General features: G+C 59.1%; 20 protein-coding genes and 2 tRNA genes. 2 read left to right on the top strand and 20 right to left on the bottom strand.

What is annotated here, in order from left to right:
- Positions 1-82: 82 nt before the first annotated feature.
- Positions 83-2,980 carry a DUF748 domain-containing protein gene (locus ACSAMW_RS17800; protein WP_500591414.1) on the top strand — a complete coding sequence of 966 codons (2,898 nt, stop codon included), beginning with the start codon at positions 83-85 and terminating at the stop codon, positions 2,978-2,980.
- Between the two features lie 123 nt (positions 2,981-3,103).
- On the opposite strand, the gene ACSAMW_RS17795 is transcribed toward ACSAMW_RS17800, so the two are convergent.
- The 16 genes from ACSAMW_RS17795 to rlmE form a co-directional block, all read right to left on the bottom strand.
- Entirely contained in the window at positions 3,104-3,451 is a 348-nt protein-coding gene (locus ACSAMW_RS17795; protein WP_168085658.1) for a BON domain-containing protein, read from the bottom strand.
- Positions 3,452-3,734: 283 nt separating this feature from the next.
- Positions 3,735-5,840, bottom strand: a complete 2,106-nt coding sequence (gene pnp, locus ACSAMW_RS17790; RefSeq protein ID WP_168085657.1) for a polyribonucleotide nucleotidyltransferase — start codon at positions 5,838-5,840, stop codon at positions 3,735-3,737.
- A 250-nt stretch (positions 5,841-6,090) separates the two neighbouring features.
- On the bottom strand, positions 6,091-6,360 hold the full coding sequence (gene rpsO / locus ACSAMW_RS17785; protein ID WP_168085656.1) for a 30S ribosomal protein S15: 270 nt from the start codon (positions 6,358-6,360) through the stop codon (positions 6,091-6,093).
- A 110-nt stretch (positions 6,361-6,470) separates the two neighbouring features.
- A complete protein-coding gene (truB, locus tag ACSAMW_RS17780; RefSeq protein ID WP_500591413.1) occupies positions 6,471-7,388 on the bottom strand; it encodes a tRNA pseudouridine(55) synthase TruB in 918 nt (305 codons plus the stop codon).
- 3 nt (positions 7,389-7,391) lie between these two features.
- Positions 7,392-7,799: a 30S ribosome-binding factor RbfA gene (gene rbfA, locus ACSAMW_RS17775; RefSeq protein WP_500591412.1), complete on the bottom strand. Its 408-nt coding sequence runs from the start codon at positions 7,797-7,799 to the stop codon at positions 7,392-7,394.
- 117 nt (positions 7,800-7,916) lie between these two features.
- Positions 7,917-10,439 carry a translation initiation factor IF-2 gene (gene infB, locus ACSAMW_RS17770; RefSeq protein ID WP_500591411.1) on the bottom strand — a complete coding sequence of 841 codons (2,523 nt, stop codon included), beginning with the start codon at positions 10,437-10,439 and terminating at the stop codon, positions 7,917-7,919.
- 26 nt (positions 10,440-10,465) lie between these two features.
- Positions 10,466-11,947, bottom strand: coding sequence for a transcription termination factor NusA (gene nusA, locus ACSAMW_RS17765; protein ID WP_168085652.1), 1,482 nt, complete (start codon positions 11,945-11,947; stop codon positions 10,466-10,468).
- A 59-nt stretch (positions 11,948-12,006) separates the two neighbouring features.
- The gene (gene rimP / locus ACSAMW_RS17760) at positions 12,007-12,465 is read right to left on the bottom strand and encodes a ribosome maturation factor RimP (protein WP_500591410.1); all 459 of its coding nucleotides are present in this window, start codon (positions 12,463-12,465) and stop codon (positions 12,007-12,009) included.
- Between the two features lie 129 nt (positions 12,466-12,594).
- Positions 12,595-12,671: transfer RNA gene (locus tag ACSAMW_RS17755), tRNA-Met, on the bottom strand.
- Between the two features lie 94 nt (positions 12,672-12,765).
- Positions 12,766-12,851, bottom strand: a tRNA-Leu gene (locus tag ACSAMW_RS17750).
- Positions 12,852-12,867: 16 nt separating this feature from the next.
- Positions 12,868-13,251, bottom strand: coding sequence for a preprotein translocase subunit SecG (gene secG, locus ACSAMW_RS17745; protein ID WP_168085650.1), 384 nt, complete (start codon positions 13,249-13,251; stop codon positions 12,868-12,870).
- 4 nt (positions 13,252-13,255) lie between these two features.
- Complete coding sequence (gene tpiA, locus ACSAMW_RS17740; RefSeq protein WP_500591409.1) at positions 13,256-14,011, bottom strand: triose-phosphate isomerase; 756 nt, start codon at positions 14,009-14,011, stop codon at positions 13,256-13,258.
- 74 nt (positions 14,012-14,085) lie between these two features.
- Positions 14,086-15,426 (bottom strand): phosphoglucosamine mutase, encoded by a 1,341-nt coding sequence (gene glmM, locus ACSAMW_RS17735; RefSeq protein ID WP_500591408.1) that lies wholly within the window; start codon positions 15,424-15,426, stop codon positions 14,086-14,088.
- 17 nt (positions 15,427-15,443) lie between these two features.
- Positions 15,444-16,295: a dihydropteroate synthase gene (folP, locus tag ACSAMW_RS17730; RefSeq protein WP_500591407.1), complete on the bottom strand. Its 852-nt coding sequence runs from the start codon at positions 16,293-16,295 to the stop codon at positions 15,444-15,446.
- A gap of 8 nt (positions 16,296-16,303) precedes the next feature.
- Entirely contained in the window at positions 16,304-18,211 is a 1,908-nt protein-coding gene (gene ftsH, locus ACSAMW_RS17725; RefSeq protein ID WP_500591406.1) for an ATP-dependent zinc metalloprotease FtsH, read from the bottom strand.
- A 220-nt stretch (positions 18,212-18,431) separates the two neighbouring features.
- A complete protein-coding gene (gene rlmE, locus ACSAMW_RS17720; protein WP_168085645.1) occupies positions 18,432-19,052 on the bottom strand; it encodes a 23S rRNA (uridine(2552)-2'-O)-methyltransferase RlmE in 621 nt (206 codons plus the stop codon).
- A gap of 105 nt (positions 19,053-19,157) precedes the next feature.
- Between rlmE and ACSAMW_RS17715 the strand changes: the two genes are divergently transcribed.
- On the top strand, positions 19,158-19,466 hold the full coding sequence (locus tag ACSAMW_RS17715) for a YhbY family RNA-binding protein (RefSeq protein WP_168085644.1): 309 nt from the start codon (positions 19,158-19,160) through the stop codon (positions 19,464-19,466).
- Positions 19,467-19,524: 58 nt separating this feature from the next.
- Here ACSAMW_RS17715 and greA read toward each other — a convergent pair whose 3' ends face one another.
- The 4 genes from greA to ACSAMW_RS17695 form a co-directional block, all read right to left on the bottom strand.
- Complete coding sequence (gene greA / locus ACSAMW_RS17710) at positions 19,525-20,001, bottom strand: transcription elongation factor GreA (protein WP_168085643.1); 477 nt, start codon at positions 19,999-20,001, stop codon at positions 19,525-19,527.
- Positions 19,998-23,219 carry a carbamoyl-phosphate synthase large subunit gene (carB, locus tag ACSAMW_RS17705; RefSeq protein ID WP_500591405.1) on the bottom strand — a complete coding sequence of 1,074 codons (3,222 nt, stop codon included), beginning with the start codon at positions 23,217-23,219 and terminating at the stop codon, positions 19,998-20,000. Before carB ends, greA begins: the two co-directional genes overlap by 4 nt.
- A 118-nt stretch (positions 23,220-23,337) precedes the next feature.
- Entirely contained in the window at positions 23,338-24,474 is a 1,137-nt protein-coding gene (gene carA, locus ACSAMW_RS17700; protein ID WP_168085641.1) for a glutamine-hydrolyzing carbamoyl-phosphate synthase small subunit, read from the bottom strand.
- Between the two features lie 188 nt (positions 24,475-24,662).
- Complete coding sequence (locus ACSAMW_RS17695; protein WP_500591404.1) at positions 24,663-25,340, bottom strand: RHS repeat-associated core domain-containing protein; 678 nt, start codon at positions 25,338-25,340, stop codon at positions 24,663-24,665.
- Between the last annotated feature and the right edge of the window lie 246 nt (positions 25,341-25,586).

The following is a 25,586-nucleotide window of genomic DNA, read 5'->3' as shown; positions in this document are numbered from 1 at the left end:
AACCTCCCGGCTTGTGCAAGCCGGGAACCCTGTTACCGTTATCAGGCTCAAACGCACCTTTCACTGAATAAGCGAAGCCGACATGCCCAACAAACTGATACGCGTCGGGGCCGGCGTGTCGATCGCTGTCGGCCTTTATGCGCTGATAGGGTTCTGGATAGCCCCTGTCGTGGCGCTGCGTATTGCCAACGACCAGTTGGCCAAGCTGGCAGCAGTACCGGCACGCCTGGACCAGATCCGGTTCAACCCGTTTACCTTTGAACTGGAAATCTTCGGCCTGCACATTGGCGCGCCCGGTTCGGAACAGTTGGGCTTCGAGCACCTGGCAGCTAACCTGCAGGTGGACAGCCTGTGGCGCCGGCAGGTCCACCTGGCTCGCCTGGACCTTGCACAGCCCAAGGTACAGGTGCTGATTTCACCTAAAGGTATGCTCAACCTCGGTGAACTGTTTAAGCCGTCACCGACGCCGCAGGCACCGGCCGACCCCGATGCAACGCCATTCCCTGTCACCATTGACCAGCTCACCCTTAGCGACGGCTTCGTGCATTTTCGTGATGCGCGTGGCAAGGCGCCGGTGGAGTTTACCTACGATGCCCTGGACTTCCAGTTGCGCCATCTCACCACCTTGCCCAAGGGTGATGCAGAAATGGAATTGTCTGCGCGTGGCCCTTTGGTAGGCGACGTGGCCTGGTCCGGTCGTTTCTCGCTGTTCCCGTTTACCTCCCAGGGCCACCTGACCCTTCAGAATGCGCCTCTGCAGACCTGGTGGCCCTATGTGCAGGCTGCGGCACCCCTCAAGCTCGAGCGTGGCAAGGCAAGCGCCACGCTGGATTACACCCTCGACCTGTCCAAGACGGCACAGGTCAAGGTAACCAACGCTACGGTCCGCCTTTCGCCGTTTGCAATGACCGCCATGGATGGGCGGCCCCTAGTGCAGCTGGAGGGGCTTGAGGTCAGTGATACCGCCCTGGACCTGGCCAAGCGGCAGGTGACAGTGGGCAAGGTTGCCGTGCGCCAACTGGAAACCTGGGCCACGCGCAACGCCGACGGCCAGCTGGACTGGCAGCAGTTGTTCGCCTCCCCTTCCAGCAAGCCAGCGCCCTCCCCATCCCCTTCGCCGGAACAAGCGGCCCAGCCATGGGGCGTGAAGGTAGCCGACGCGCGCCTGAGCGATGCCAAGGTGCATCTGGCCGACAAGGCCGGCCCTGAGCCTGTCAGCCTAGACCTTGCCCCGCTGAACGTTCACTTGGCCGGCTACGACACACTCAATGCCAAGCCTTTCCAACTGGAACTGGACAGCGGGATAGGCCGCCAAGGCAGGCTACAGGCCAAAGGCGAGGTAAACCTCAGCCCGGTATCAGCCCGCCTGGCCGTCACCACGCGCGACATCGACCTGCGTATTGCTCAGCCCTATATCACGCCCTTTATCCGCCTGGAGCTGCGCAGCGGCATGCTGGACAGCGACCTGGCCGTTGCATTGGCCAGTACCGCCCCCTTGGCGTTCTCAGTGGAGGGTAAAGCTCAGGTCAACCAGCTGCATACCCTGGATACCCTCAAGTCCCGTGACTTCGTGCGCTGGGCAACGCTGGGCCTGGACGGCATCCGTTATCGTCACAACGAAGGGTTGAACATCGACAAGGTGACCCTGACGCAGCCCTATGCACGTTTCATGATCAACGAAGACCACAGCACCAATATCGATGACCTGCTGGTGCCCCAGCCGCAAACAGCACCTGCACAGGCAACACCCAAGGCAGCAGAGAAAAGCCCACCGTTGCCTATTCGTATCGGTGCCATTGCCTTTACAGACGGCTCGGCCAACTTCGCTGATTTCAGCCTGACCCCCAACTTCGGTACAGCCATTCAACAGCTCAACGGCACCATAGGCACCCTGGACAACCAAAAGCCCCTAGCAGCGAAGGTGGATGTAAAAGGGCGTGTGGACCGCTATGCCCCTGTAACCATCGAAGGCAGCCTCATTCCATTCGACCCCATGAGCAGCCTGGACATTGCCACTCACTTTCAACGGGTGGAGCTGACCACGTTGACGCCCTACTCCGGCAAGTTTGCCGGTTACCGCATCCGCAAAGGCCGCCTGGACCTGGACCTGCACTATCAGATCACCAAGGGCCAACTGAAAGCGGACAACAAGGTGGTGGTCGAGCAACTGGAGCTGGGCGACAAGGTAAACAGCCCGGATGCAGTGAACCTGCCCATCAAGCTGGCCATTGCTCTGCTTAAAGACACCCATGGCCGCATTTCAATTGCACTGCCGGTAGCCGGTGATTTGAACAACCCGCAGTTCAGCGTAATGCCTGTGGTGTGGCAAACCTTGCGCAACCTGCTGCTGCGCACTGCCCAGGCGCCTTTCAAGCTGCTGGGCAACTTGGTACAGGGCGGCAACGCCGAAGACCTGGGCACCATCACCTTCGCAGCAGGCAGCAGTGACCTGGATGCCCAGGCGCAGGCAGATCTGCTGAAAGTAGCCACTGCGCTGAATCAGAAGCCGGAGCTGAGGCTTGAAGTGGAAGGGGCCAGCGCAGCCGAAAGCGACGGGCCGCTGATCGCCGCTCAGCGCTTGGAGCGAGAATACCAGGCCATGTGGTACAAAGTACTTCAGCGCAGGGGCGACAAAGTGCCGGCCCAGGCCTCGCAGGTCACCGTACCGGATGCCGAAAAACCTGCACTGCTGGAAGGGATTTACCGTACTCGCCTCAAACAGCAACCGCCTGCTGACTGGCAACGCCTGGCTACCGATGCCCGGCGTGAGAAGCTTCAGACCGCCGTGATCGATTCATGGCGTGACAGTAACGCCCTTCTCCGCACCTTGGGCCAGTCACGCGCTGCAAGCATCAAGGACTTCCTTGTCAGCCAGGGCAAATTAGCGGATGAACGCATCTACTTGATTGATGCCCGGCTTGAATCCCCTGGGCCGAACGGAAGAGTGACCAGCTTGCTGCACTTGGATGTGGCGCCTTGAAGCGGTTTCCAGGCGAACTTGGTGCCTGATACTCGCCCTTGGCGCTGGTCCTAAGACATCAGGCCTTGTGAAAACAAAAACCCCCGCACTAGGCGGGGGTTCTTTACAACCAAGTGGGTAAACTTAGTTGGTTTTCAGGCCATCAGCCGAAACAGCATGCACGCCTTTGATCTTTTTGGTGATCGCTACAGCGGTGTTCTTCTGAGCTTCGCTCAGCGCAACAGTGGACGACAGGGAAACGACGCCCTTGTTGGTTTCGACTTTGATGTCGGTGCCTGGAATGCCTTTTTCGGTGACCAGGTCAGATTTGACCTTGGTGGTGATCCAGGTGTCGGAAGTGGCTTCTTTAGCATGCTCTACTTCGCCAGCGGCCAGCGTCATAGGGGCTTGAGTGGTCTGGGCAAAGGCGGCGTTGGTCAGGCCCATGGCCAGTACGGAAGCAGCGGCAGCAGCGATAGCGAGTTTTTTCATGGGAGACACTCCTGTTCTTTTGGGAATCCCGTAGCCTGTTGGCCACTGAGTGACAGTACTGTTGCAGTACCCGTGCCAACGTCTCGCTTGGCCTCTACCCTAATGAAATCAGGCAGTTAGTCAAAAGGGCTCCTAAACGCCATCGTGCAACCTGCAATCCAGCGTGAAAATTTGCGTGCAAGTTGCAGGGACATGAATCGCCTTTTCGCCGGTATAACTTTTTATCCCATGAAAAAAGCCCCGCCAGGGCGGGGCTCTTCTTCAAGCCAGCTTTCAGCGCAAATTAAACGCCCGAAGCTTCAGCGGCCGGTACATCTTTGATCGACAGCTTGATACGGCCGCGGTTGTCCACGTCCATGACCAGTACTTTTACTTCCTGGCCTTCTTTCAGCACATCGGTCACCTTTTCAACGCGCGAGTCGCTGAGCATGGAGATATGCACCAGGCCGTCTTTGCCAGGCAGGATGTTCACGAAAGCGCCGAAATCTACGATGCGCTCAACCTTGCCTACGTAGATCTTGCCGATCTCGGCTTCTGCAGTGATACCCAGTACGCGCTGGCGAGCTGCTTCTGCTGCTTCCTTGCTTTCGCCGAAGATCTTGATAGAGCCGTCGTCTTCGATATCGATGGACGCCTTGGTCTCTTCGCAGATGGCACGAATGGTCGCGCCGCCTTTACCGATCACGTCACGGATCTTGTCAGTGTCGATCTTCATGGCGATCATGGTCGGTGCGTTGGCCGACAGCTCGGTACGCGAAGTACCAATGATCTGGTTCATCTGGCCGAGGATGTTCAGGCGCGCTTCCAGGGCTTGGCCCAGGGCGATTTCCATGATCTCTTCGGTGATGCCGTTGATCTTGATGTCCATCTGCAGCGCGGTCACCCCCTTGGCGGTACCGGCAACCTTGAAGTCCATGTCGCCCAGGTGGTCTTCGTCACCCAGGATGTCGGTCAAGATGGCGAACTTCTCGCCCTCTTTCACAAGGCCCATAGCGATACCGGCTACCGGTGCCTTCATAGGAACACCGGCGTCCATCAGGGCCAGGGAAGCGCCGCACACCGAAGCCATGGAGCTGGAACCGTTGGACTCGGTGATTTCCGACACCACGCGAATGGTGTAAGGGAACACGTCGGCGGCCGGCAGCATGGCTTGAACCGAACGGCGCGCCAGGCGGCCATGGCCGATTTCACGACGGCCTGCACCACCCATGCGGCCACACTCGCCTACCGAGAACGGTGGGAAGTTGTAGTGCAGCATGAAGGGGTCTTTCTTCTCGCCTTCCAGGGTATCCAGCAGTTGTGCATCACGGGCAGTACCCAGGGTTGCAACCACCAGCGCCTGGGTTTCACCCCGGGTAAACAGTGCCGAACCGTGGGTTTTTGGCAATACGCCCACTTCGATATTCAGGGGGCGAACAGTCTTGGTGTCACGGCCGTCGATACGTGGCTTGCCGTTGACGATGTTTTCGCGAACGGTGCGGTATTCGATTTCGCCGAACACTTCCTTCACTTCAGCCGAAGACGGCTGGCCTTCTTCGCCGGAGAACTTGGCGACCACCTGGTCACGCAGCTCGCCCAGGCGCGCATAACGGTCGGCCTTGACAGTAATGGTATAGGCGTCGGATACCGCGGCACCGAACTCACCACGAATGGCGTTCAACAGTTCGGTATTCTGCGCCTTGGCAGCCCAGTTCCAGGTTGGCTTGGCTGCTTCGGCAGCCAGTTCCTTCACAGCGGTGATCACCGACTGGAATTCGTCGTGGGCGAACAGTACAGCGCCCAGCATCTGGTCTTCAGTCAGCTCCTTGGCTTCGGACTCAACCATGAGCACGGCGTCGGACGTACCAGCCACAACCATGTCCAGGCTGGACGCTGCCAGTTGCTCATAAGTAGGGTTGAGCAGGTAGCCGGTGCTTTCATGGAAAGCTACACGCGCAGCGCCAATCGGGCCATCGAACGGGATGCCGGAAATGGCCAGGGCCGCCGAGGTGCCGATCATCGCCGCGATGTCCGGATCGGTTTTCTTGCTGGTGGACACGACGGTGCAAACGACCTGCACTTCGTTCATGAACCCTTCAGGGAACAGCGGGCGGATCGGGCGATCGATCAAGCGCGAGGTCAGGGTTTCCTTCTCGGAAGGGCGGCCTTCACGCTTGAAGAAGCCACCAGGGATCTTGCCAGCGGCGTAGGTCTTTTCCTGGTAGTGAACAGACAGAGGGAAGAAGCCCTTGCCTGGGTCGGCCTGCTTGGCGCCCACTACGGTTACCAGCACGGTAACGTCGTTGTCGACGGTGACCAGCACAGCGCCGGAGGCCTGACGGGCGATACGGCCAGTCTCGAGGGTTACGGTCGATTGACCGAACTGAAATTGCTTGATTACCGGGTTCACGGTTTCCTACCTTCCATTTGCTCTTGGGGAAATCTTCAATGCAGCTGCTTGTGCTACGAATCCTTGGGCGCCGACGGGATTCGGCCCGTGCCACGTCCAGATAAAACTTGAGGCTGGGGGCCTGCCCCCGCGAGCACTAGGCTCGAAGAAGACAGACCGCCAACCTCATTGAGTTGCACAGTGCCGGCAAAGGCGGCGCATAAAGCGCAACCCCTGCCATGGCCTGTGCACACTACTGGCCAGGCCGCTATCAGCGACGCAGGCCCAGGCGACCGATCAGGGCGCTGTAGCGAGTGACGTCCTTGCCCTTCAGGTAATCCAGCAGCTTGCGACGCTGGTTAACCATACGGATCAGGCCACGACGAGAGTGGTGGTCTTTGCCGTTGGCCTTGAAGTGGTCCTGCAGCTTGTTGATGTTGAAGGTCAGCAGGGCTACCTGGACTTCCGGGCTACCAGTGTCACCGGCGGCTTGCTGATATTCACCAACGATACGAGCTTTGTCTTCAGCGCTGAGTGCCATGAGGCGTTCTCCATTTCAGGGAACCGCGAACGGTTCCAATAGGCCAGGGCATGAACCCTGTCGTTATATAAGAGGAATGACCGCGCCTATTGACAGCCACCCTCGTTCGGTCATTCAGACCGAATCAGTCGACGTGGCGCAATGCGCCCGTCTTCGCTCACTTCACCGATACCAATGAAGCGGCCATTATGATCCTGTACCCGTACCATTCCGAACGCCGGAGCTTCGGGGGCACGTACGGGTTGCCCATGCAGCCAGTAGAACGCACTGTGCTCCGAGAACTGCAACAGGGGCCAATCCTGCAGGCCGCTGTCGGCAGGCATCAGGAACTGGTCCAGTGCTTCATTGCCACCCTCGGCGTGCGCCTGCTCCAATGCTTCAAGCGTTACCGTTTGTGCCAGCACGAACGGGCCCGCTTGGGTACGGCGCAGTTTCGCCACATGAGCACCACACCCAAGCCGCTCGCCGATGTCCTCGACCAGGGTTCGGATGTAAGTGCCTTTGGTGCACTGCACTGCAAGCGTAGCGCGTGTACCTTCTACCGCCACCAGCTCAAGGCTGCCAATAGTAACAGAACGGGCCTCCCGCTCCACTACTTCCCCTGCACGCGCCAGCTTGTAAAGCGGCTGCCCGTCTCGCTTGAGAGCCGAGTACATGGGCGGAACCTGCTGGATAGGGCCACGGAAATCAGGCAATACGGCTTCGAGCTCGGCACGACCGGCCGTCACCTGGCGCTCCTGCAGCACGTCGCCTTCGGCATCGGCCGTGGTCGTGGTCACGCCTAGCTGCATCACCGTCTCGTAGCCTTTGTCAGAGTCGAGCAGGTATTGGGAAAACTTGGTGGCTTCGCCAAAGCACAATGGCAGCACGCCGGTTGCCAAGGGGTCGAGGCTGCCCGTGTGCCCGGCCTTCTCGGCATTGAGCAGCCAACGCACTTTCTGAAGCGCGGCGTTGGACGTAAAGCCCAGCGGCTTGTCTAGCAGAATGATACCGCTGACATTGCGGCGGATACGCTTGACCTGGGCCACGGCTCAGCCCTCGTCCGCGCTTTTGGGCTGCGGAGTCGCCGGCTCATGCTGGCTGTCCTCGGCAACGGCACGCTCGATAAGTGCCGACAGGTGCGCGCCACGCGCCACGCTTTCGTCATAGTGGAAATGCAGCTGCGGCACACTGCGCAACTTCATTTCACGGCCCAACTGGGTACGCAGGAAGCTGCCTGCCGCATTGAGCACCTTGACGCTTTGCTTGACCTGCTCACCACCATCATCACCCATCACGGTGATGTACACCTTGGCATGGCCCACATCGCGGGTCACGTCCACGGCCGTGATGGTTACCAGGCCCACACGAGGGTCTTTCACTTCGCGGCGAATCAACTGCGCCAGCTCCCGCTGGATCTGGTCACCAATGCGTTGGGTACGGCTGTATTCTTTTGCCATTGCACACTACCTGTATCGACCGCCCGCACCGCAGGCAGCTTGAAAGCGGCAAACGCCCGGCACGGCGTAGGCCGGACCGGGCGTTGCGTGAAGGGCGCGCAAAACGCCCTGAACAGCTTAGAGGGTACGAGCGACCTGGACCTTCTCGAAGACCTCGATCTTGTCGCCGACCTTGACGTCGTTGTAGCTCTTGACGCCAATACCGCACTCCATGCCTGCACGCACTTCGGACATGTCGTCCTTGAAGCGGCGCAGCGATTCGAGTTCGCCTTCGAAGATCACCACGTCTTCGCGCAGTACGCGAATCGGGCGATTACGGTGGACGATACCTTCAAGCACCATGCAGCCAGCGACCGCGCCAAACTTCGGCGAGCGGAACACGTCACGTACCTCGGCAATGCCCAGGATGTTCTCGCGGACATCGCTGCCAAGCATGCCGGTGAGGGCCTTCTTGACGTCTTCGATGATGTCGTAGATCACGTTGTAGTAACGCATGTCCAGGCCTTCCTGCTCGACGATCTTGCGAGCACCGGCATCGGCACGCACGTTGAAGCCGAACACGACTGCGTTGGAAGCCAGGGCCAGGTTGGCGTCACTTTCCGTGATACCACCTACACCGCCTGCCACGACACGTACCTGCACTTCATCGTTGCCCAGGCCGCCCAAGGCGCCTTGGAGGGCTTCGAGCGAACCGCGCACATCGGACTTGAGTACGATGTTGAGGGTTTTCTTCTCTTCCTGGCCCATGCTCTCGAAGATGTTCTCGAGTTTGCCAGCATGTGCACGGGCGAGCTTGACCTCGCGGAACTTGCCTTGACGGAACAGGGCAACTTCACGTGCCTTCTTCTCGTCAGCCAGCACGCTCATTTCGTCGCCAGCGTCTGGGGTACCATCCAGGCCAAGAATCTCGACAGGGATGGATGGGCCGGCTTCTTTGACGTTCTTGCCGTTCTCATCAAGCATGGCGCGGATACGACCGAAGTTCGAGCCGACCAGTACCATGTCGCCCTGGCGCAGCGTACCGTCCTGAACCAGCACGGTCGCGACGGGGCCACGGCCCTTGTCCAGGCGAGATTCAACGACGACGCCGCGGCCTGGCGCAGCTGGGCTGGCCTTGAGCTCAAGCACTTCGGCCTGAAGCAGTACCGCTTCGAGCAGTTCGTCAACGCCGGTACCCATTTTCGCGGAGACCGAAACGAAGGGCGTGTCACCCCCCCACTCTTCGGACGTAACGCCCTGCACCGACAGCTCGCTACGAATGCGATCAAGGTCAGCACCCGGCTTGTCGATCTTGTTCACCGCCACAACCAGAGGAACGCCTGCCGCCTTGGCATGCTGGACCGCTTCGATGGTTTGCGGCATCACGCCGTCATCTGCTGCAACCACCAGGATGACGATGTCGGTCGCCTTGGCACCACGGGCACGCATGGCGGTAAACGCGGCGTGACCTGGGGTATCCAAGAAGGTAACCATGCCACGGTCGGTTTCAACGTGGTACGCACCGATGTGCTGGGTAATGCCGCCGGCTTCGCCAGCTGCCACCTTGGCACGACGGATGTAGTCGAGCAGCGAGGTTTTACCGTGGTCAACGTGACCCATGACGGTAACAACCGGTGCACGAGCGACCGTTTCACCTTCATACCGCAGGGACTCGGCCAGCGACTCTTCCAGCGCGTTGTCGCTGACCAGCTTGACCTTGTGGCCCAGCTCTTCGGCGATCAGTTGCGCAGTGTCCTGGTCCAGCACCTGGTTGATGGTGACCGGAGTGCCCAGCTTGAACATGAACTTGACGACTTCAGCGCCCTTCACGGACATCTGCTGCGCCAGGTCCGACACGGTGATGGTCTCGCCAATCACCACATCACGGACCAACGGGCCAGTCGGGCTCTGGAAGCCATGCATGTTGCGCTTCTTGAGCTTGGACTTGCCACGGCCACCACGGCGGAAGCCATCGCTTTCCTCCTCAGTGGTGCGTGGTGCAGCACGCGGGGTAGGCGCTTTTTCCTTGACGGTTGCGCGGTGTGGCTGATTCTTGCGGTCGCCGCCACGGCGGTCGTCGTCAGCGGTAGTTGCCTTGGGTTTGTCAGGGCGACGTGCGTCGTCGCGCTTGCGAACTTCAGCAACCATTGCCGGCTGAGGCGCACGCTCAGGCGCAGGCTCCGCAGCACGCGGAGCCGGTGCCTCGACCACTGCGGCAGGCTCAGGCTGGCTGGCATTTGCCGCGGGCGCAGCCTTGCGAGCCTCTTCCTCGGCGCGCAGGCGAACCTGGTCGTTCAGCTTATCGCGAGCAGCATTTTCAGTCGCACGGCGCTCTTCGAGTTCGCGGCGCTGTGCGGCCTCGATCTCTTCAGGGCTTTGCTTGACGAAGGTCTTCTTCTTGCGGACCTCGACACTGATGGTCTTGCTGCCAGCCACACGAAGTGTGCTGGTAGTCTTGCGCTGCAGGGTAATTTTGCGGGGTTCTTCCACTTTTGCCTTGTGACTGCTTTTCAGGTGCGCCAACAGCGCTTGTTTTTCGGTATCGGTCACAACCTGGCCGGCGTCGGTATGTGGTAGCCCCGCCTCACGCATCTGTTGCAACAGGCGCTCCACCGGTGCGGCGACCTCTTGGGCCAGTTCTTTCACCGTGACTTGCGTCATGCACTTCTCTCCTCAGGCCGCGCCAGTTACTCGAACCAATGGGCTCGGGCGGCCATGATCAACTTGCCGGCACGCTCTTGGTCGATGCCGTCGATGTCGAGCAAATCGTCAATAGACTGCTCGGCCAGGTCTTCGCGGTTGATTACGCCGCGTACCGCCAATTCCTTCGCTAGGTCTGCGTCCATGCCTTCCAGGGAAAGCAGGTCGTCCGCCGGTTGGGCGTCCGCCAGCTTCTCTTCGGAAGCGATGGCTGCAGTCAACAGGCGATCCTTGGCCCGAGCACGAAGCTCATTGACGATCTCCTCATCGAACCCATCGATGTTGAGCATTTCTTCCAAAGGCACGTAGGCGATTTCTTCCAGGCTGGTGAAACCTTCGTCCACCAATACCTGGGCAAGCTCCTCGTCAACTTCCAGTTGCTCGACGAAATTGCGCAGGATGTCGCCGGTTTCGGCCTGTTGTTTTGCCTGGATATCGGACTCGGTCATGACATTGAGCGTCCAGCCGGTCAGTTGACTGGCAAGGCGAACGTTCTGCCCGCCCCGGCCGATGGCCTGGGCAAGGTTGTCAGCACCCACGGCGATATCCATGGCATGCGCGTCTTCATCAACGATGATCGCCGCTACTTCAGCAGGCGACATGGCATTGATGACGAACTGTGCAGGGTTGTCGTCCCACAGGACGATGTCGACACGCTCGCCACCCAGCTCGCCAGACACGGCTTGTACGCGGGAGCCGCGCATACCGATGCAGGCGCCCTGAGGGTCGATGCGTTTGTCTTTGGAGCGAACGGCAATTTTTGCACGAGAGCCTGGATCGCGAGAGGCCGCCATGACTTCGATCAGGCCTTCGGCGATTTCCGGGACTTCGATGCGGAACAGCTCGATGAGCATTTCCGGCGCCGTACGGGACAGGATCAGTTGCGGGCCGCGGTTTTCACTGCGGATTTCCTTGAGCAGCGCACGCAGGCGCACACCTACCCGGAAGGTTTCCCGCGAGATGATGTCTTCACGGGCCAGCAAGGCTTCGGCATTGTTACCCAGGTCCACGATCACGTTGTCGCGGGTGACCTTTTTGACGGTGCCGGAGATGATCTCGCCTACCCGTTCACGGTAGGCATCGACCACTTGGGCACGCTCGGCCTCGCGCACTTTCTGCACGATAACCTGCTTGGCGGTTTGCGCGGCAATACGGCCGAATTCGATCGAATCGATCTTTTCTTCGATGATGTCGCCAGCGACCGAGTCCGGCTTGCGAGCCTGGGCCTGGTCGACTGCCAGCTGGATGGCCGGGTCGTCAAAGTTTTCATCTTCGACAACAGCCCAGCGCCGGAAGGTTTCGTAGCTGCCTGTGTGACGGTTGATTTCAACGCGCAGGTCTACTTCGTCCTCGAACCGCTTTTTGGTAGCAGTCGCCAGGGCGATTTCCAATGCTTCAAATATGACTCCGGCCGGTACGCCTTTTTCATTGGATACCGATTCAACAACCAGCAGTACTTCTTTACTCATCGTACGCCTCGCCTTTCGCAAGCCTTTGGGTTGCGCGAATGCGCGCAACCCGAAACGTCTCAGTCAAAACTGGGAATAATGTTTGCTTTATCGATGTCATCGATCGGCAACAAGAATTCATGGTCATCGACCTGGACCACCACATCCTGTTCTTCCACACCGCGAAGCAGGCCCTGGAAATTGCGACGGCCTTCGAAGGCGGTACGCAACTTGATCTTTACCTGATCGCCTGCATGGGCAGCAAACTGCTCCAGCGTAAACAACGGGCGATCCATGCCTGGAGAGGACACTTCAAGCGTGTATTCGACAGCGATGGGGTCTTCTACATCCAGAACCCCACTGACCTGACGGCTGACAGCCTCGCAGTCTTCAACGAGGACGCCGCCTTCCTTATCGATAAAAATACGTAGCAGTGAGTGACGGCCCTGGGAAATGTATTCGATACCCCAGCATTGGTAGCCAAGCGCCTCGACCACCGGGGCCAGCAAGGCCTGCAACTGTTCTAGCTTGCTCGACACCTGAACCCCCTCGTGCATGCTTTTAAAATAAAAAAATGGGCGAAACGCCCACACTGGAAACGCCGCAAGAACGCGACGCATGTGCTGATCAGCTAACAAAAAGCCCCTGAACAGGGGCTCCGCTGAAACTGGTTGCGGGGGCTGGATTTGAACCAACGACCTTCGGGTTATGAGCCCGACGAGCTACCGGACTGCTCCACCCCGCGACATAACTGGCCGCAAAGTATACGGGCTCAGCTTCGAACGGTCAATCAACAGCTCTGGAACAAGAAAGCCCGCAAAATGCGGGCCTCTTGTATATGGTACCGAGAAGGGGACTCGAACCCCTACACCCTATGGGCACAACCACCTCAAGGTTGCGTGTCTACCAATTCCACCACCTCGGCAAAACTTTTAAATCTGTTACTTCTGCTCTTGAGCCGGAGGAACATCAGTAGTGTTCGAACCGCTTTTTTGCTCTTGGAGCACCGGAACATCATCTGTAGCCGGCTTCTGCTTCGGCGCTTCAATTACTGCTGGATCCGGGAGGCCTGCCTGGCTCAACTGGTGAGCTTTTTCTTTAGCAAAGAACCCTAAACCCAAGCTGGTAATGAAGAAACATGCCGCGAGTATACCAGTAAACTTGCTCAGAAAGGTAGAGGAACCTTGGCTTCCGAACACAGTATTTGAAGCACCTGCGCCGAAAGATGCGCCTGCTTCTGCACCTTTCCCCTGTTGCAATAGCACGAGCACGACTACACCCAGTGCACCCAACAGATGAAACACTACAACGACATTTTCCAGCATGTTGTCAGTTTCCCGCGGCGCGACAGATCGCACCGAACTCATCTGCATTCAGGGAAGCACCACCAATCAGCCCCCCGTCGATATCCGGCATGCGGAATAGCTCAGCCGCATTGGCCGCCTTTACGCTGCCGCCGTACAAAAGCCGCACGCCTTGTGCGACTTCGGCATTCCTGGCTGCCAGCCTGGCCCGGATGGCGCTGTGCACATCCTGCGCCTGTTCTGGCGTAGCCGTTAAACCTGTACCAATCGCCCATACCGGCTCATAAGCGATGACTGCACGGGAGAATACTTCTACACCGAGCGAATCCATGATGCTGTCGAGCTGGGCGCCTACCACATCGAATGTTTGGTCGGCCTCACGCTCTGCCAGTGTTTCGCCGACACAGAGTACGGGAACCAGCCCTGCATCCTGTGCCGCCTTGAACTTCTCCACCAGCACACTTTCTGCTTCGCCGAGGAGCTGCCTGCGTTCCGAGTGCCCGATCAGCACAAGGCTGCAACCGGCGTCCGTCAGCTGGCTGGCTGAAACCTCACCTGTCAGAGCACCAGGCTCGGACTGTGTTGCAAGGTTCTGCGCACCTACCTTTACAGAGGTACCCTGCAGCGCCTCGACCGCTTCGTTCACATGGAGGAACGTCGGGAAAATCGCGACCTCTACTGTCGCTGAAAACTCCTGACTTTTCAACCCCTTGAGCAGCTCCGCCACGCTGGCGCGGGTACCGTTCATTTTCCAGTTACCAGCTACCATCAAGCGACGCATGCTTTACTCCGTCGGTCAAAGTGGGCGCAGATGTTACCCAGAACAACCGCGAGTGGCAAGCCTTCAACACCGCATTATGCACAAACTTCTGCCACAACCCCGGCCAACTCTTCTGCATACCGCCGTACCTGCGCTTCTTCGTCGCCCTCAACCATGACCCGCACCAAAGGCTCGGTCCCGGATTTGCGCAACAGTACCCTGCCCCGCCCGGCCATGGCCTGGGTGACACGCTCGCACGCCTGCTCGACCGAAGGATGGCCTACAGGGTTTTGGTCGCTGCCAGCGTAACGTACGTTGATCAACACCTGAGGGCATTTGCGCAACCCGTGGCGCGCTTGAGAAAGGGTTTCTCCCCGGCGCTTGAGGGCAAGCAGGACTTGCAGCGAGGCGATAATGGCATCCCCCGTGGTGGTGTGCTGGGAGCACACGATGTGGCCAGAGTTTTCACCACCCAGTGGCCAGCCGCGCTCTGCCATTTCCGCAATCACGTAGCGGTCGCCGACGTTCGCTCGCGTGAACGGAATATCTTGGTCCTGCAGGGCTAGCTCCAGCCCCAGGTTACTCATCAGGGTACCGACCACGCCACCTTCCAGCCGCCCGCGCGCCTTGAGGTCTCGTGCAATGATGAACAGCAGCTCGTCTCCGTCTACGATGGCACCGGTATGGTCAACCATCAGCACCCGGTCTCCGTCTCCATCGAAGGCAATGCCCATGTCCGCATGCCCGAGCAATACCGCAGCCTGGAGGGCTTCCATGTGCGTGGAACCGCAGTTCTCGTTGATGTTAAGGCCGTCGGGTTGCGCCGAGATAACGGTAACCTGAGCCCCAAGCTCCCGGAAAACGTTGGGCGCCACCTTGTAGGTAGCGCCATGAGCGCAATCCACTACCAGCTTGAGCCCGGCGAAGTCCGTACTGCTGGGCACGCTGCTCTTGCAGAACTCGATATAGCGCCCCGCCGCATCGTTGATGCGCGATACCTTCCCAAGACTGCCGGACTCAGCCACTGTCATGGGCTGCTCCATCAACTCCTCGATCATCAATTCGATATCGTCGGGCAGTTTGGTACCTTGCCCGGAGAAGAACTTGATGCCGTTATCGTGGTGGGGATTATGAGACGCACTGATTACGATGCCTGCTTCGGCATGGAAGGTACGCGTGAGGTAGGCGATGGCAGGTGTAGGCATGGGCCCTAGCAACATCACATCCGCACCTGCGGCCGACAGGCCTGCCTCCAGTGCCGACTCGAACATGTAACCGGAAATGCGTGTGTCTTTGCCTACCAGTACGCGGCAGGCACCCAGCTTGCGGAATGCCATGCCCGCAGCCCAGCCCAGCTTGAGCATGAAGTCTGGCGTAATGGGGTACTGGCCGACTCGGCCACGGATGCCGTCGGTGCCAAAAAACTTTTTGCTCATAGGTGCTCCGTTCGTTCTTATTTCGCTGCGTTGACCGCTGCGATCATGCGCACCACGTCCAGGGTTTCCGCCACGTCATGCACACGGAGAATTTTCGCCCCCTTGACCATGGCCAGGGCAGCCAGCGCTAGGCTGCCGAACAGCCGGCCATCAACGGGTTTACCCAGCGCCTGGCCAACGATGCTTTTGCGGGACACCCCCACTAGCAATGGCCGGCCAAGCGTACCTAGGCGATCAAGCGCCTTGAACAGGCTAAGGTTGTGGGCATGGGTTTTGGCAAAGCCAAAGCCTGGGTCCAGCACAACCCGGGACGCGTCTATGCCCACATTCTGACAGGCCAGCAACCGATCCGCGAGAAAATCGACAACTTCGCCCACCAGGTCGGTGTAGGCAGGCGCATCCTGCATATCCCCAGGCTCGCCTCGCATATGCATCAGGCACACCGCAGCTTGAGTACTGGCGGCCGCCTCCAAGGCGCCAGGGCGACGCAACGCCCGTACGTCATTGACCAGCCCCATGCCCAGCTGTGCGGCCTGCGTGATGACCTCAGGGGTAGAGGTGTCCACCGAAACGATCACATCCAGCTCGGCCACAATGGCTTCTACCACAGGGCATACCCGATCGAGCTCTTCCTGAACGGACACGGGAGAAGCGCCAGGGCGAGTGGACTCCCCACCTACGTCTATAAGCGCAGCGCCCGCCTCGACCATTTCACGGGCATGTTCAAGGGCGCGGTCCCGCCCCTTGAAGCGGCCGCCGTCCGAAAACGAGTCCGGCGTGACATTGAGGATACCCATGACATGGGTATGGGATAAATCAAGAACCCGGTTGCCGCAAGGCAACCGGGTCGAGTGCAGCGTAGAGCTCATGTAAAGCCTTAGTGTTGTGCGGCTGGGCCACCAATCGGCGCCTCTGGGCGCTCGTTACCTTTGGCTGCAGTGCCTGAAGAGCCAGAACCACCTGTCCAGTCACGAGGTTCACGCACAGGCCTTCCGGCCATGATGTCCTCGATCTGATCGGCATCGATGGTTTCGTACTTCATCAACGCTTCGGCCATAACGTCCAGCTTGTCGCGGTTATCCGTAAGGATCTGGCCGGCCGTGGTGTAGCAATGGTCGATGATGCTACGCACTTCAGAGTCGATCATTTTAGCTGTCTCGCCCGACAGGCTGCCATTCTGGCCACCGCCGCCACGACCCAGGTAGGACTCACCCTCGTCTTCGGCATACATCAGAGGCCCCATTTTCTCGGACAGGCCCCACTTGGTGACCATATTCCGAGCGATCTGGCTGGCGCGCATGATGTCGTTCGAGGCACCTGTAGTCACACCATCGAAGCCCAGTGTCATTTCCTCCGCGATACGACCGCCGTACAGCGAGCAGATCTGGCTGATCAGCGCACGCTTGGACAAGCTGTAACGGTCTTCCTCGGGCAGGAACATGGTTACACCCAAGGCACGGCCACGAGGAATGATAGACACCTTGTACACTGGGTCATGCTCGGGAACGATGCGACCCACAATGGCATGGCCGGCTTCGTGGTATGCCGTGTTGCGCTTCTCTTTCTCGGACATGACCATGGTTTTGCGCTCTGCGCCCATCATGATCTTGTCCTTGGCCAGCTCGAACTCGCGCATTTCCACGATTCGCTTGCCTGAACGAGCGGCGAACAGGGACGCTTCGTTCACAAGGTTTGCCAGGTCTGCACCCGAGAACCCTGGTGTACCGCGTGCAATTACAGCCGGGTCGACGTTTTCGCCAGCCGGCACTTTGCGCATATGCACTTTCAGGATCTGCTCACGCCCGCGGATATCCGGCAGGCCTACTACCACCTGGCGGTCGAAACGGCCAGGGCGCAGCAATGCCGGGTCCAGCACATCGGGACGGTTGGTGGCAGCGATCACGATGATGCCATCGTTCACTTCAAAGCCGTCCATCTCCACCAGCAACTGGTTGAGCGTCTGCTCGCGCTCGTCATGACCGCCGCCCATACCGGCGCCACGGTGGCGACCTACCGCATCGATTTCGTCGATGAAGATAATGCAAGGCGCATGCTTCTTAGCCTGCTCGAACATGTCGCGTACGCGGCTGGCGCCCACCCCCACGAACATTTCCACAAAGTCCGAACCGGAAATGGTGAAGAACGGGACTTTAGCCTCGCCAGCGATGGCCTTGGCCAACAGGGTTTTACCTGTACCAGGCGGGCCTACCATCAGCACCCCACGGGGGATACGACCGCCCAAGCGCTGGAACTTGCCTGGGTCACGCAGGAACTCCACCAGCTCACCAACTTCCTCCTTGGCCTCGTCACACCCAGCCACATCTGCCAAGGTGGTTTTGACCTGGTCTTCGGAGAGCAAGCGTGCCTTGCTTTTACCAAAGCTCATAGGCCCGCCTTTACCGCCCGCCCCCCCTTGCATCTGCCGCATGAAGAACATGAACACGGCGATGATCACAAGAATAGGGAAGCTGGCGACCAATAGCTGGGTCCAGATGCTTTGCTGCTCAGGCTGCTTGCCTTCGACCACGACCTTGTTGTCCACCAGGTCGCCAATCAGGCCGTTGTCCTGAATAGCGGGGCGGATGGTCTTGAAGTTGTCGCCGTCGTTGCGCTTGCCGGTAATGACGTAGCCGTCTACCTGCACGCGCTCAATCTTGCCATCCTTCACTTGCTGGATGAAGTCGGAATAATTGAGGGTTTGCGGTTCGTTTGGGCTTGAGAAATTGTTCATCACCGTCACGAGAACGGCGGCGATGATCAGCCACAGTATGAGATTCTTTGCCATATCGTTCAATTCGCTACCCTCTGAAGCCAGTCTCTGGGACCTAGCGCCAGGCTTCGTATGATGTCCATCGGCCTAACTTACTACACAACCCTAGGCATGCGCAGAGGCTGCTTGTAACGCTTTGTGAAACTTTTGACTGCGCAATGCTCGCTTATGCTCCGTAGCAATCACCATTTGAAAAAAGCTATCGGCCACCACGAAGCTGCCATGAGTGTAGCTGTCAGCCCTTGAAGCCGCGCGCCAGAAGGTATTGTTCGCGAGAACGGTCCCGTGACGACAGCGGTTTACGCATTTGAACCTTGTCGAATTGCTGCCGAACGGTCTTGAGGTAGGTGTCGAACCCTTCCCCCTGGAAAATCTTGATCAGAAAATCCCCGCCTGGCTTGAGTACCCGGCCGGCCAGGTCCAGCGCCAGCTCACACAGAAACATTGCACGGGGCATGTCCACTGCGCTCAATCCACTCATATTGGGGGCCATGTCGGAAATAACAAGGTCGAACGGGTTGCCACCTGCAGCTTCCAGAATCTGCTGCAGCACTGCATCGTGGGTGAAGTCCCCCTGGATGAAGGTGACATCGGGAATACTGTCCATTTCCAGGATGTCCGAAGCGATCAGCCGGCCCTGCCCGCCGATCAGCCGGCTGGTGACCTGGGACCAGCCACCGGGCGCTGCGCCCAGGTCAATTACTGACATGCCAGGGCGGATGAGCCTGTCCTTTTCCTGGATCTCCAGCAGCTTGTAACTGGCGCGCGAACGGTAGCCGTCCTTCTGCGCCATCTTCACATACGGGTCGTTAAAATGTTCTTTCAGCCAATTATGGCTTGTCTTGGAACGGGCCACTGGGCACCTCGAAGTAGGGCGGCGTTGCGTGTCGCTGTGCGTAGCACCGTGCGCTCGGGTAAAATGGCCGCCATTTTCATACAGTTTCAATCAAAGGGTCAGGTTATGCCGCTCAAACCAGAGCAGAAAAAGCAGTACAAATCCATCGGTCACCACCTCAAGCCGGTATTGATCGTAGCTGAGAATGGCGTGACGGAAGGCGTCGCGGCAGAGTTGGAACGTGCATTGGCTGATCACGAGCTGATCAAGGTAAAGGTCAACATCCTGGATCGCGAAGAGCGCCTGGGCATGATCAACAGCCTGTGCACCGCAGGCCGCGCAGACCTGGTTCAGGTCATCGGCAAGATGGCCCTGGTGTACCGCCGCAATCCGCAGCCGAACAAGCAGCTTTCAAACATACATCGTTTCGCCTGACCAGGCTTCGCCGGCTGGGCCGGCTCCTACAGGAGCCCGGCATAGCCGGCGGGCAAGGTCAGATGTGCCGTACCTCGATAATTTCGTACTCGACAGTACCGCTCGGGGTTTTCACTACCACGATGTCACCCTCCTCCTTGGCGATCAGCGCCTTGGCGATAGGTGAGCCGCTGGAAATCTTCCGCGCCTTGATGTCGGCTTCGTCCTCGCCCACGATCTGGTAGACCACGCGCTCGTCCGTTTCGGTGTTGGCGATTTCCACGGTAGTACCGAAAATCACCTTGCCGGTGGGCTCGATGGTGGTGACGTCGATGATCACCGCATTCTGCAGGCGACCCTCGATGTCACGAATACGCGCTTCTACCATGCCCTGCTGCTCGCGGGCCGCATGGTACTCGGCGTTTTCCTTCAGGTCGCCCAATTCCCGCGCCACACCAATGTCATGGCTGAGCTTGGGGCGAACGACCTTGGTCAGGTGCAAATGCTCTTCTTCCAAGGCGCGAGCGCCTTGGACGGTCATGGGGTATTTGGTCATGCGTTGAGTCCTGCGTGTAGATCCTGCAAGCGCCGTACGGTCTTCTCAGGGCCGAATTTGAGCGCCTGGCAGATGGCTTCACCGGCAGCGATCGTGGTGGTGCAATAGATCTTGTGCTGCAAGGCATTGCGACGGATGGAGTACGAGTCGGCAATCGACTGGCGCCCTTCGGTCGTGTTGATGATCAAGGTTACTTCGTCATTCTTGATCATGTCCACGATATGCGGGCGGCCTTCAGTCACTTTGTTTACCCGGCGCACGTTCAGGCCTGCTTCCTCGATGACCTTCGCAGTGCCCGCAGTGGCTACCACCTGGAAGCCCAGGTCGATCAATTGCCCAGCAACGCTGGCTACGAAAGGCTTGTCATCATCGCGAACGCTGATGAAGGCGGTACCACCGGTGGGCAATACTTCGCTGGCGCCCATCTGTGCCTTGGCGAAGGCTTCGCCAAAGGTGTCACCCACACCCATCACTTCACCAGTAGATTTCATCTCTGGCCCAAGGATCGGGTCCACGCCAGGGAATTTGGCGAAGGGGAACACTGCCTCTTTCACACTGTAGAAGTTGGGGATGATTTCCTGGGTGAAGCCCAGTTCCTTGAGGGTTTTGCCTGCCATCACGCGGGCGGCGATCATGGCCAGCGAGGTGCCGATGCACTTGGACACGAACGGCACGGTACGCGAAGCACGTGGGTTTACTTCGATCACGTAGATCTTGTCACCCTGCAAGGCCAGCTGCACGTTCATCAGGCCAACCACGCCCAGCTCCAGTGCCATCTTCTTCACTTGCTCGCGTACTTCGTCCTGTACATGAGCCGGCAGGGAGTACGGCGGCAGCGAGCACGCCGAGTCACCGGAGTGAACACCGGCCTGCTCGATGTGCTGCATGATGGCGCCGATTACCACATCCGTACCGTCGCATACGGCATCCACATCCATTTCGATGGCGCAATTGAGGAAGTGGTCGAGCAGCACAGGGCTGTCATTGGACACTTGAACCGCGTCGCGCAAGTAGCGCTTGAGCTCGTCCAGCTCGTAGACGATCTCCATGGCGCGGCCACCCAACACATAGGATGGGCGAACCACCAGTGGGTAACCAATAACGCCTGCGGCCCGAATGGCTTCTTCTTCGCTGCGAACCGTAGCATTCGGCGGTTGCAGCAGGTTCAGCCGCTGCACCATTTGCTGGAAGCGCTCGCGGTCTTCGGCACGGTCGATGGCATCCGGGCTGGTACCGATAATGGGCACACCTGCCTCTTCCAAGGCACGGGCCAGCTTCAGTGGGGTTTGGCCACCGTACTGCACGATCACGCCCTTGGGCTTCTCGACCCGCACCACTTCCAGCACGTCCTCGAGGGTCAGCGGCTCGAAGTACAAGCGATCCGAAGTATCGTAGTCGGTGGACACGGTTTCCGGGTTGCAGTTGACCATGATGGTTTCATAACCGTCGTCACGCAGCGCCAGTGCCGCGTGTACGCAGCAATAGTCGAACTCGATGCCCTGGCCGATACGGTTGGGGCCGCCACCCAGGATCATGATTTTGTCGCGGGTAGACGGGTTGGCCTCACACTCTTCCTCGTACGTGGAGTACAGGTAGGCGGTATCGGTGGCGAACTCGGCAGCACAGGTGTCCACGCGCTTGTAGACTGGGAAGATCTCCAGCTTGTGACGGTGGCGGCGCAGGTTCTTGTCGGTCACACCCAGCAACTTGGCCAGGCGCTGGTCCGAGAAGCCTTTGCGCTTGAGGCGGAACATCAACTGCTTGTCGATATCGGCCAGGCCGAGGGTTTTTACCTTCTCTTCGTCCTTGATCAGGTCTTCGATCTGCACCAGGAACCAATGGTCGATGCTGGTAAGGGCAAAGATTTCGTCACAGGTCATGCCCGCGCGGAATGCATCGGCCACATACCAGATACGCTCGGCGCCCGGCACAGTCAGCTCACGCTTGAGGATGCTGTGGAACTCGGGGTTGCTGGGTTCTACCTTAGGGTCCAGACCACAGACGCCCACTTCCAGCCCGCGCAAGGCTTTCTGCAACGACTCCTGGAAGGTACGGCCGATGGCCATAACTTCACCTACAGACTTCATCTGGGTGGTGAGGCGGGCGTCGGCTTTGGGGAATTTTTCGAACGCAAAGCGTGGCAGCTTGGTGACCACATAGTCGATGGACGGCTCGAACGAGGCCGGGGTTTTGCCGCCGGTGATGTCGTTCTGCAGTTCGTCCAGGGTGTACCCCACGGCCAGCTTGGCGGCGACCTTGGCGATCGGGAAGCCGGTGGCCTTGGAGGCCAGCGCCGAGGAGCGGGAAACACGCGGGTTCATTTCGATCACAACCATACGGCCGGTATCTGGGCAGATACCGAACTGCACGTTCGAACCACCGGTTTCCACGCCGATCTCACGCAGCACCGCCAGCGAGGCGTTGCGCATGATCTGGTATTCCTTGTCGGTCAGCGTCTGCGCTGGGGCCACGGTGATCGAGTCACCTGTATGGACGCCCATGGGGTCGAAGTTCTCGATGGAGCAGACGATGATGCAGTTGTCCTTCTTGTCGCGGACAACTTCCATTTCATACTCTTTCCACCCGATCAGCGATTCGTCGATCAGCAGTTCCTTGGTGGGCGACAGGTCCAGGCCACGGGCGCAAATTTCTTCGAACTCTTCGCGGTTGTAGGCAATACCGCCGCCGGTCCCGCCCATGGTGAACGAAGGGCGGATGATGCACGGGAAGCCCAGGCGCTCAAGGGTGGCGTTGGCTTCTTCCATGTTATGGGCGATGCCGGAACGCGGGCATTCCAGGCCGATGGCTTTCATGGCCTTGTCAAAGCGCGAACGGTCTTCGGCCTTGTCGATGGTGTCGGCATTGGCGCCGATCATTTCCACACCGAATTTCTCCAGAACGCCTTCGCGCTCCAGGTCCAGCGCACAGTTGAGTGCGGTCTGGCCGCCCATGGTCGGCAGCAGTGCGTCTGGGCGCTCGGCTTCGATGATCTTGGCAACGGTCTGCCATTTGATCGGCTCGATGTAGGTCGCGTCCGCCATGGCCGGGTCGGTCATGATGGTGGCCGGGTTGGAGTTCACCAGGATCACCCGGTAGCCCTCTTCGCGCAGGGCCTTGCAGGCCTGGGCGCCAGAGTAGTCGAACTCACAGGCCTGGCCGATAACGATAGGCCCCGCGCCGAGGATCAGGATGCTTTTGATGTCTGTACGTTTTGGCATGGTGGTCACTCAATTCCGCATTTCGGTCGGCAGGCCCGGGTGAACAGGCTGCCTCGAACAATCATGGGCGGCACCGGGCCGGCCCGCACAGGTGTGGGGCGGCCAGGGCGTGCAGCAGTTAGCGGCGCTTGGCCATCGACTCGATGAAGCGATCGAACAATGGCGCAACGTCGGTCGGGCCAGGGCTGGCTTCCGGGTGCCCCTGGAAGCTGAACGCGTCCTTGCCGGTAATCTCGATGCCTTGCAAGGTGCCATCGAACAGCGACTTGTGGATGGCGCGCACGTTGCTGGGCAATGTGCTTTCGTCCACCGCAAACCCGTGGTTCTGGCTAGTGATCATCACCACACCGGTGTCCAGGTCCTGGACCGGGTGGTTGGCACCATGGTGGCCAGTGTCCATCTTGACGGTGCGCGCGCCTGCTGCCAGCGCCAGCAACTGGTGACCCAGGCAAATGCCGAACACCGGCGTGTCGGTTTCCAACACGTCCTGGATGGCCTTGATGGCGTAGTCGCACGGCTCCGGGTCCCCAGGGCCGTTGGAGAGAAACACGCCGTCTGGCTTGAGTGCCAGCACTTCGCTGGCCGGGGTCTGGGCAGGTACTACCGTAAGGCGGCAGCCGCGAGCCACCAGCATGCGCAGGATGTTCAGCTTCACACCGTAGTCGTAGGCCACTACGTGGTAAGGCAGCTCTTCATCCTTAGGCTGAGCATGGCTGTCGGTCGCCAATGCCCATACACCTTCACGCCACGGGTAGGTTTTCTTGGTGCTGACCTCTTTGGCTAGGTCCATGCCCTTCAGGCCTGGGAAGCCGCGCGCGGCAGCGATGGCCGCCTCTTCAGTGATGTCGTCACCGGCCAGGATGCAACCGTTCTGGGCGCCCTTCTCCCGCAGAATGCGCGTGAGCCGACGGGTGTCGATGCCGGCGATGGCCACCACGTTGTTGGCTTTGAGGTAGTCGGACAGCGACTGGGTGTTGCGCCAGTTGCTCGCAATCAGCGGAAGGTCGCGGATCACCAGGCCCGCAGACCATACGCGGTCGGCTTCGGCGTCCAGCGCCGTGGTGCCGGTGTTGCCGATGTGGGGGTAGGTGAGCGTGACGATCTGCTGGGCGTAGGAAGGGTCTGTGAGGATTTCCTGATAGCCGGTCATGGCCGTGTTGAAGACCACCTCTCCGACGGTCTGGCCGTCGGCTCCAATCGCTTCACCGCGAAAGATGCTGCCGTCGGCAAGGGCGAGTATGGCTGGCTTAGTCAAGAAGACCTCCGATAAATCTAGCCTGAAGGGGCGATCGCAGGTTGTAAAAAAGCGGAGAGACGTATAGACACGTCGCCCCGCTTCTTCATCGAATTATCTGCGCGCTTTTAGTGGACACACTAAAGCTGTAGCTTACAGAAAAGCGACATTTTGGTCCACCCACTGGGCGCGTTTAATTATAGGACCCCTCAGGCTCTGCCATTGCTCCACGGATCAACCCTGCCACGTATTTTAACAATCTGTGGATTGGCCAGCTCCTGGTAATACAGGTAACTCAGCACAACACGTCGCGCATCGCCATCGTCAAGATCAAGCGGCCCTTGCCGTAACGCAGGCCAATCACCTGGGCCAACGGGCTTGATCGCTTCATTACCCCACACCGATGCATGTTGCCGCTCGATAGCCTGCTCGAACAATGAGGGATCACGCAAGGGCGCATACCCTGGAATTGCCTCGAAGCCTTTGGCACTGGCTTTGACGCGTTCAGCGTTACGCATCATTACACCAAAGCCGCCCTGAGAACCGGAGAGGTGAGTACCCAGGGCTTTGTACATCAGCGTGGGATCCATCACTTCACTGGTAGCGAAACGCAGCACCTTGCCTGGGCCTGGGCCAGCATAGCGTAACTCAAGAGCACTATAGACTGACTTGACGGATTTCGATTTCGAGACAAATTTGCCCAGGAGGAAACGCCAGCTGTCTCCTTCGTTGTCCCGCCTGTTTACAGGGTCGTCATCACAATAGGCATATGCGTTCAGCCCACCTTGCCCAAAAGGGCTAACCGCGTCTGGGGAAACAAAACGCCCCAGCGTAGGGAGGTAGGCTCGGTAGCCATTACCTAACATATAGAGGGAGGACTCGTTCAATTGCCCCGCAAACCCAGCTTCGCCTCGTTGGCTAGGTACATAACCAAAAGGCGTATAGACCCGAAGCGCTTGCCCACGCCTAGTCACGGATTGGGCTATGTCGGTCGCTAGCAATGCGGCTTGCGGGCTGTACTGACGCATCAGAGCACTCCAGTGTCGTTCACGCTTCAATTAAAGCATGTAAGGCCACTGGGTGAACCTGACAAAAATGCCAGGTTGCACCACTTGAATTGACTGAATACCGGC

It is taken from the genome of Pseudomonas sp. AB39(2026) (genome assembly GCF_059831485.1).
The sequence above is the reverse complement of the archived record's forward strand: the minus strand, read 5'-3'. Positions and strand labels throughout refer to the sequence as shown.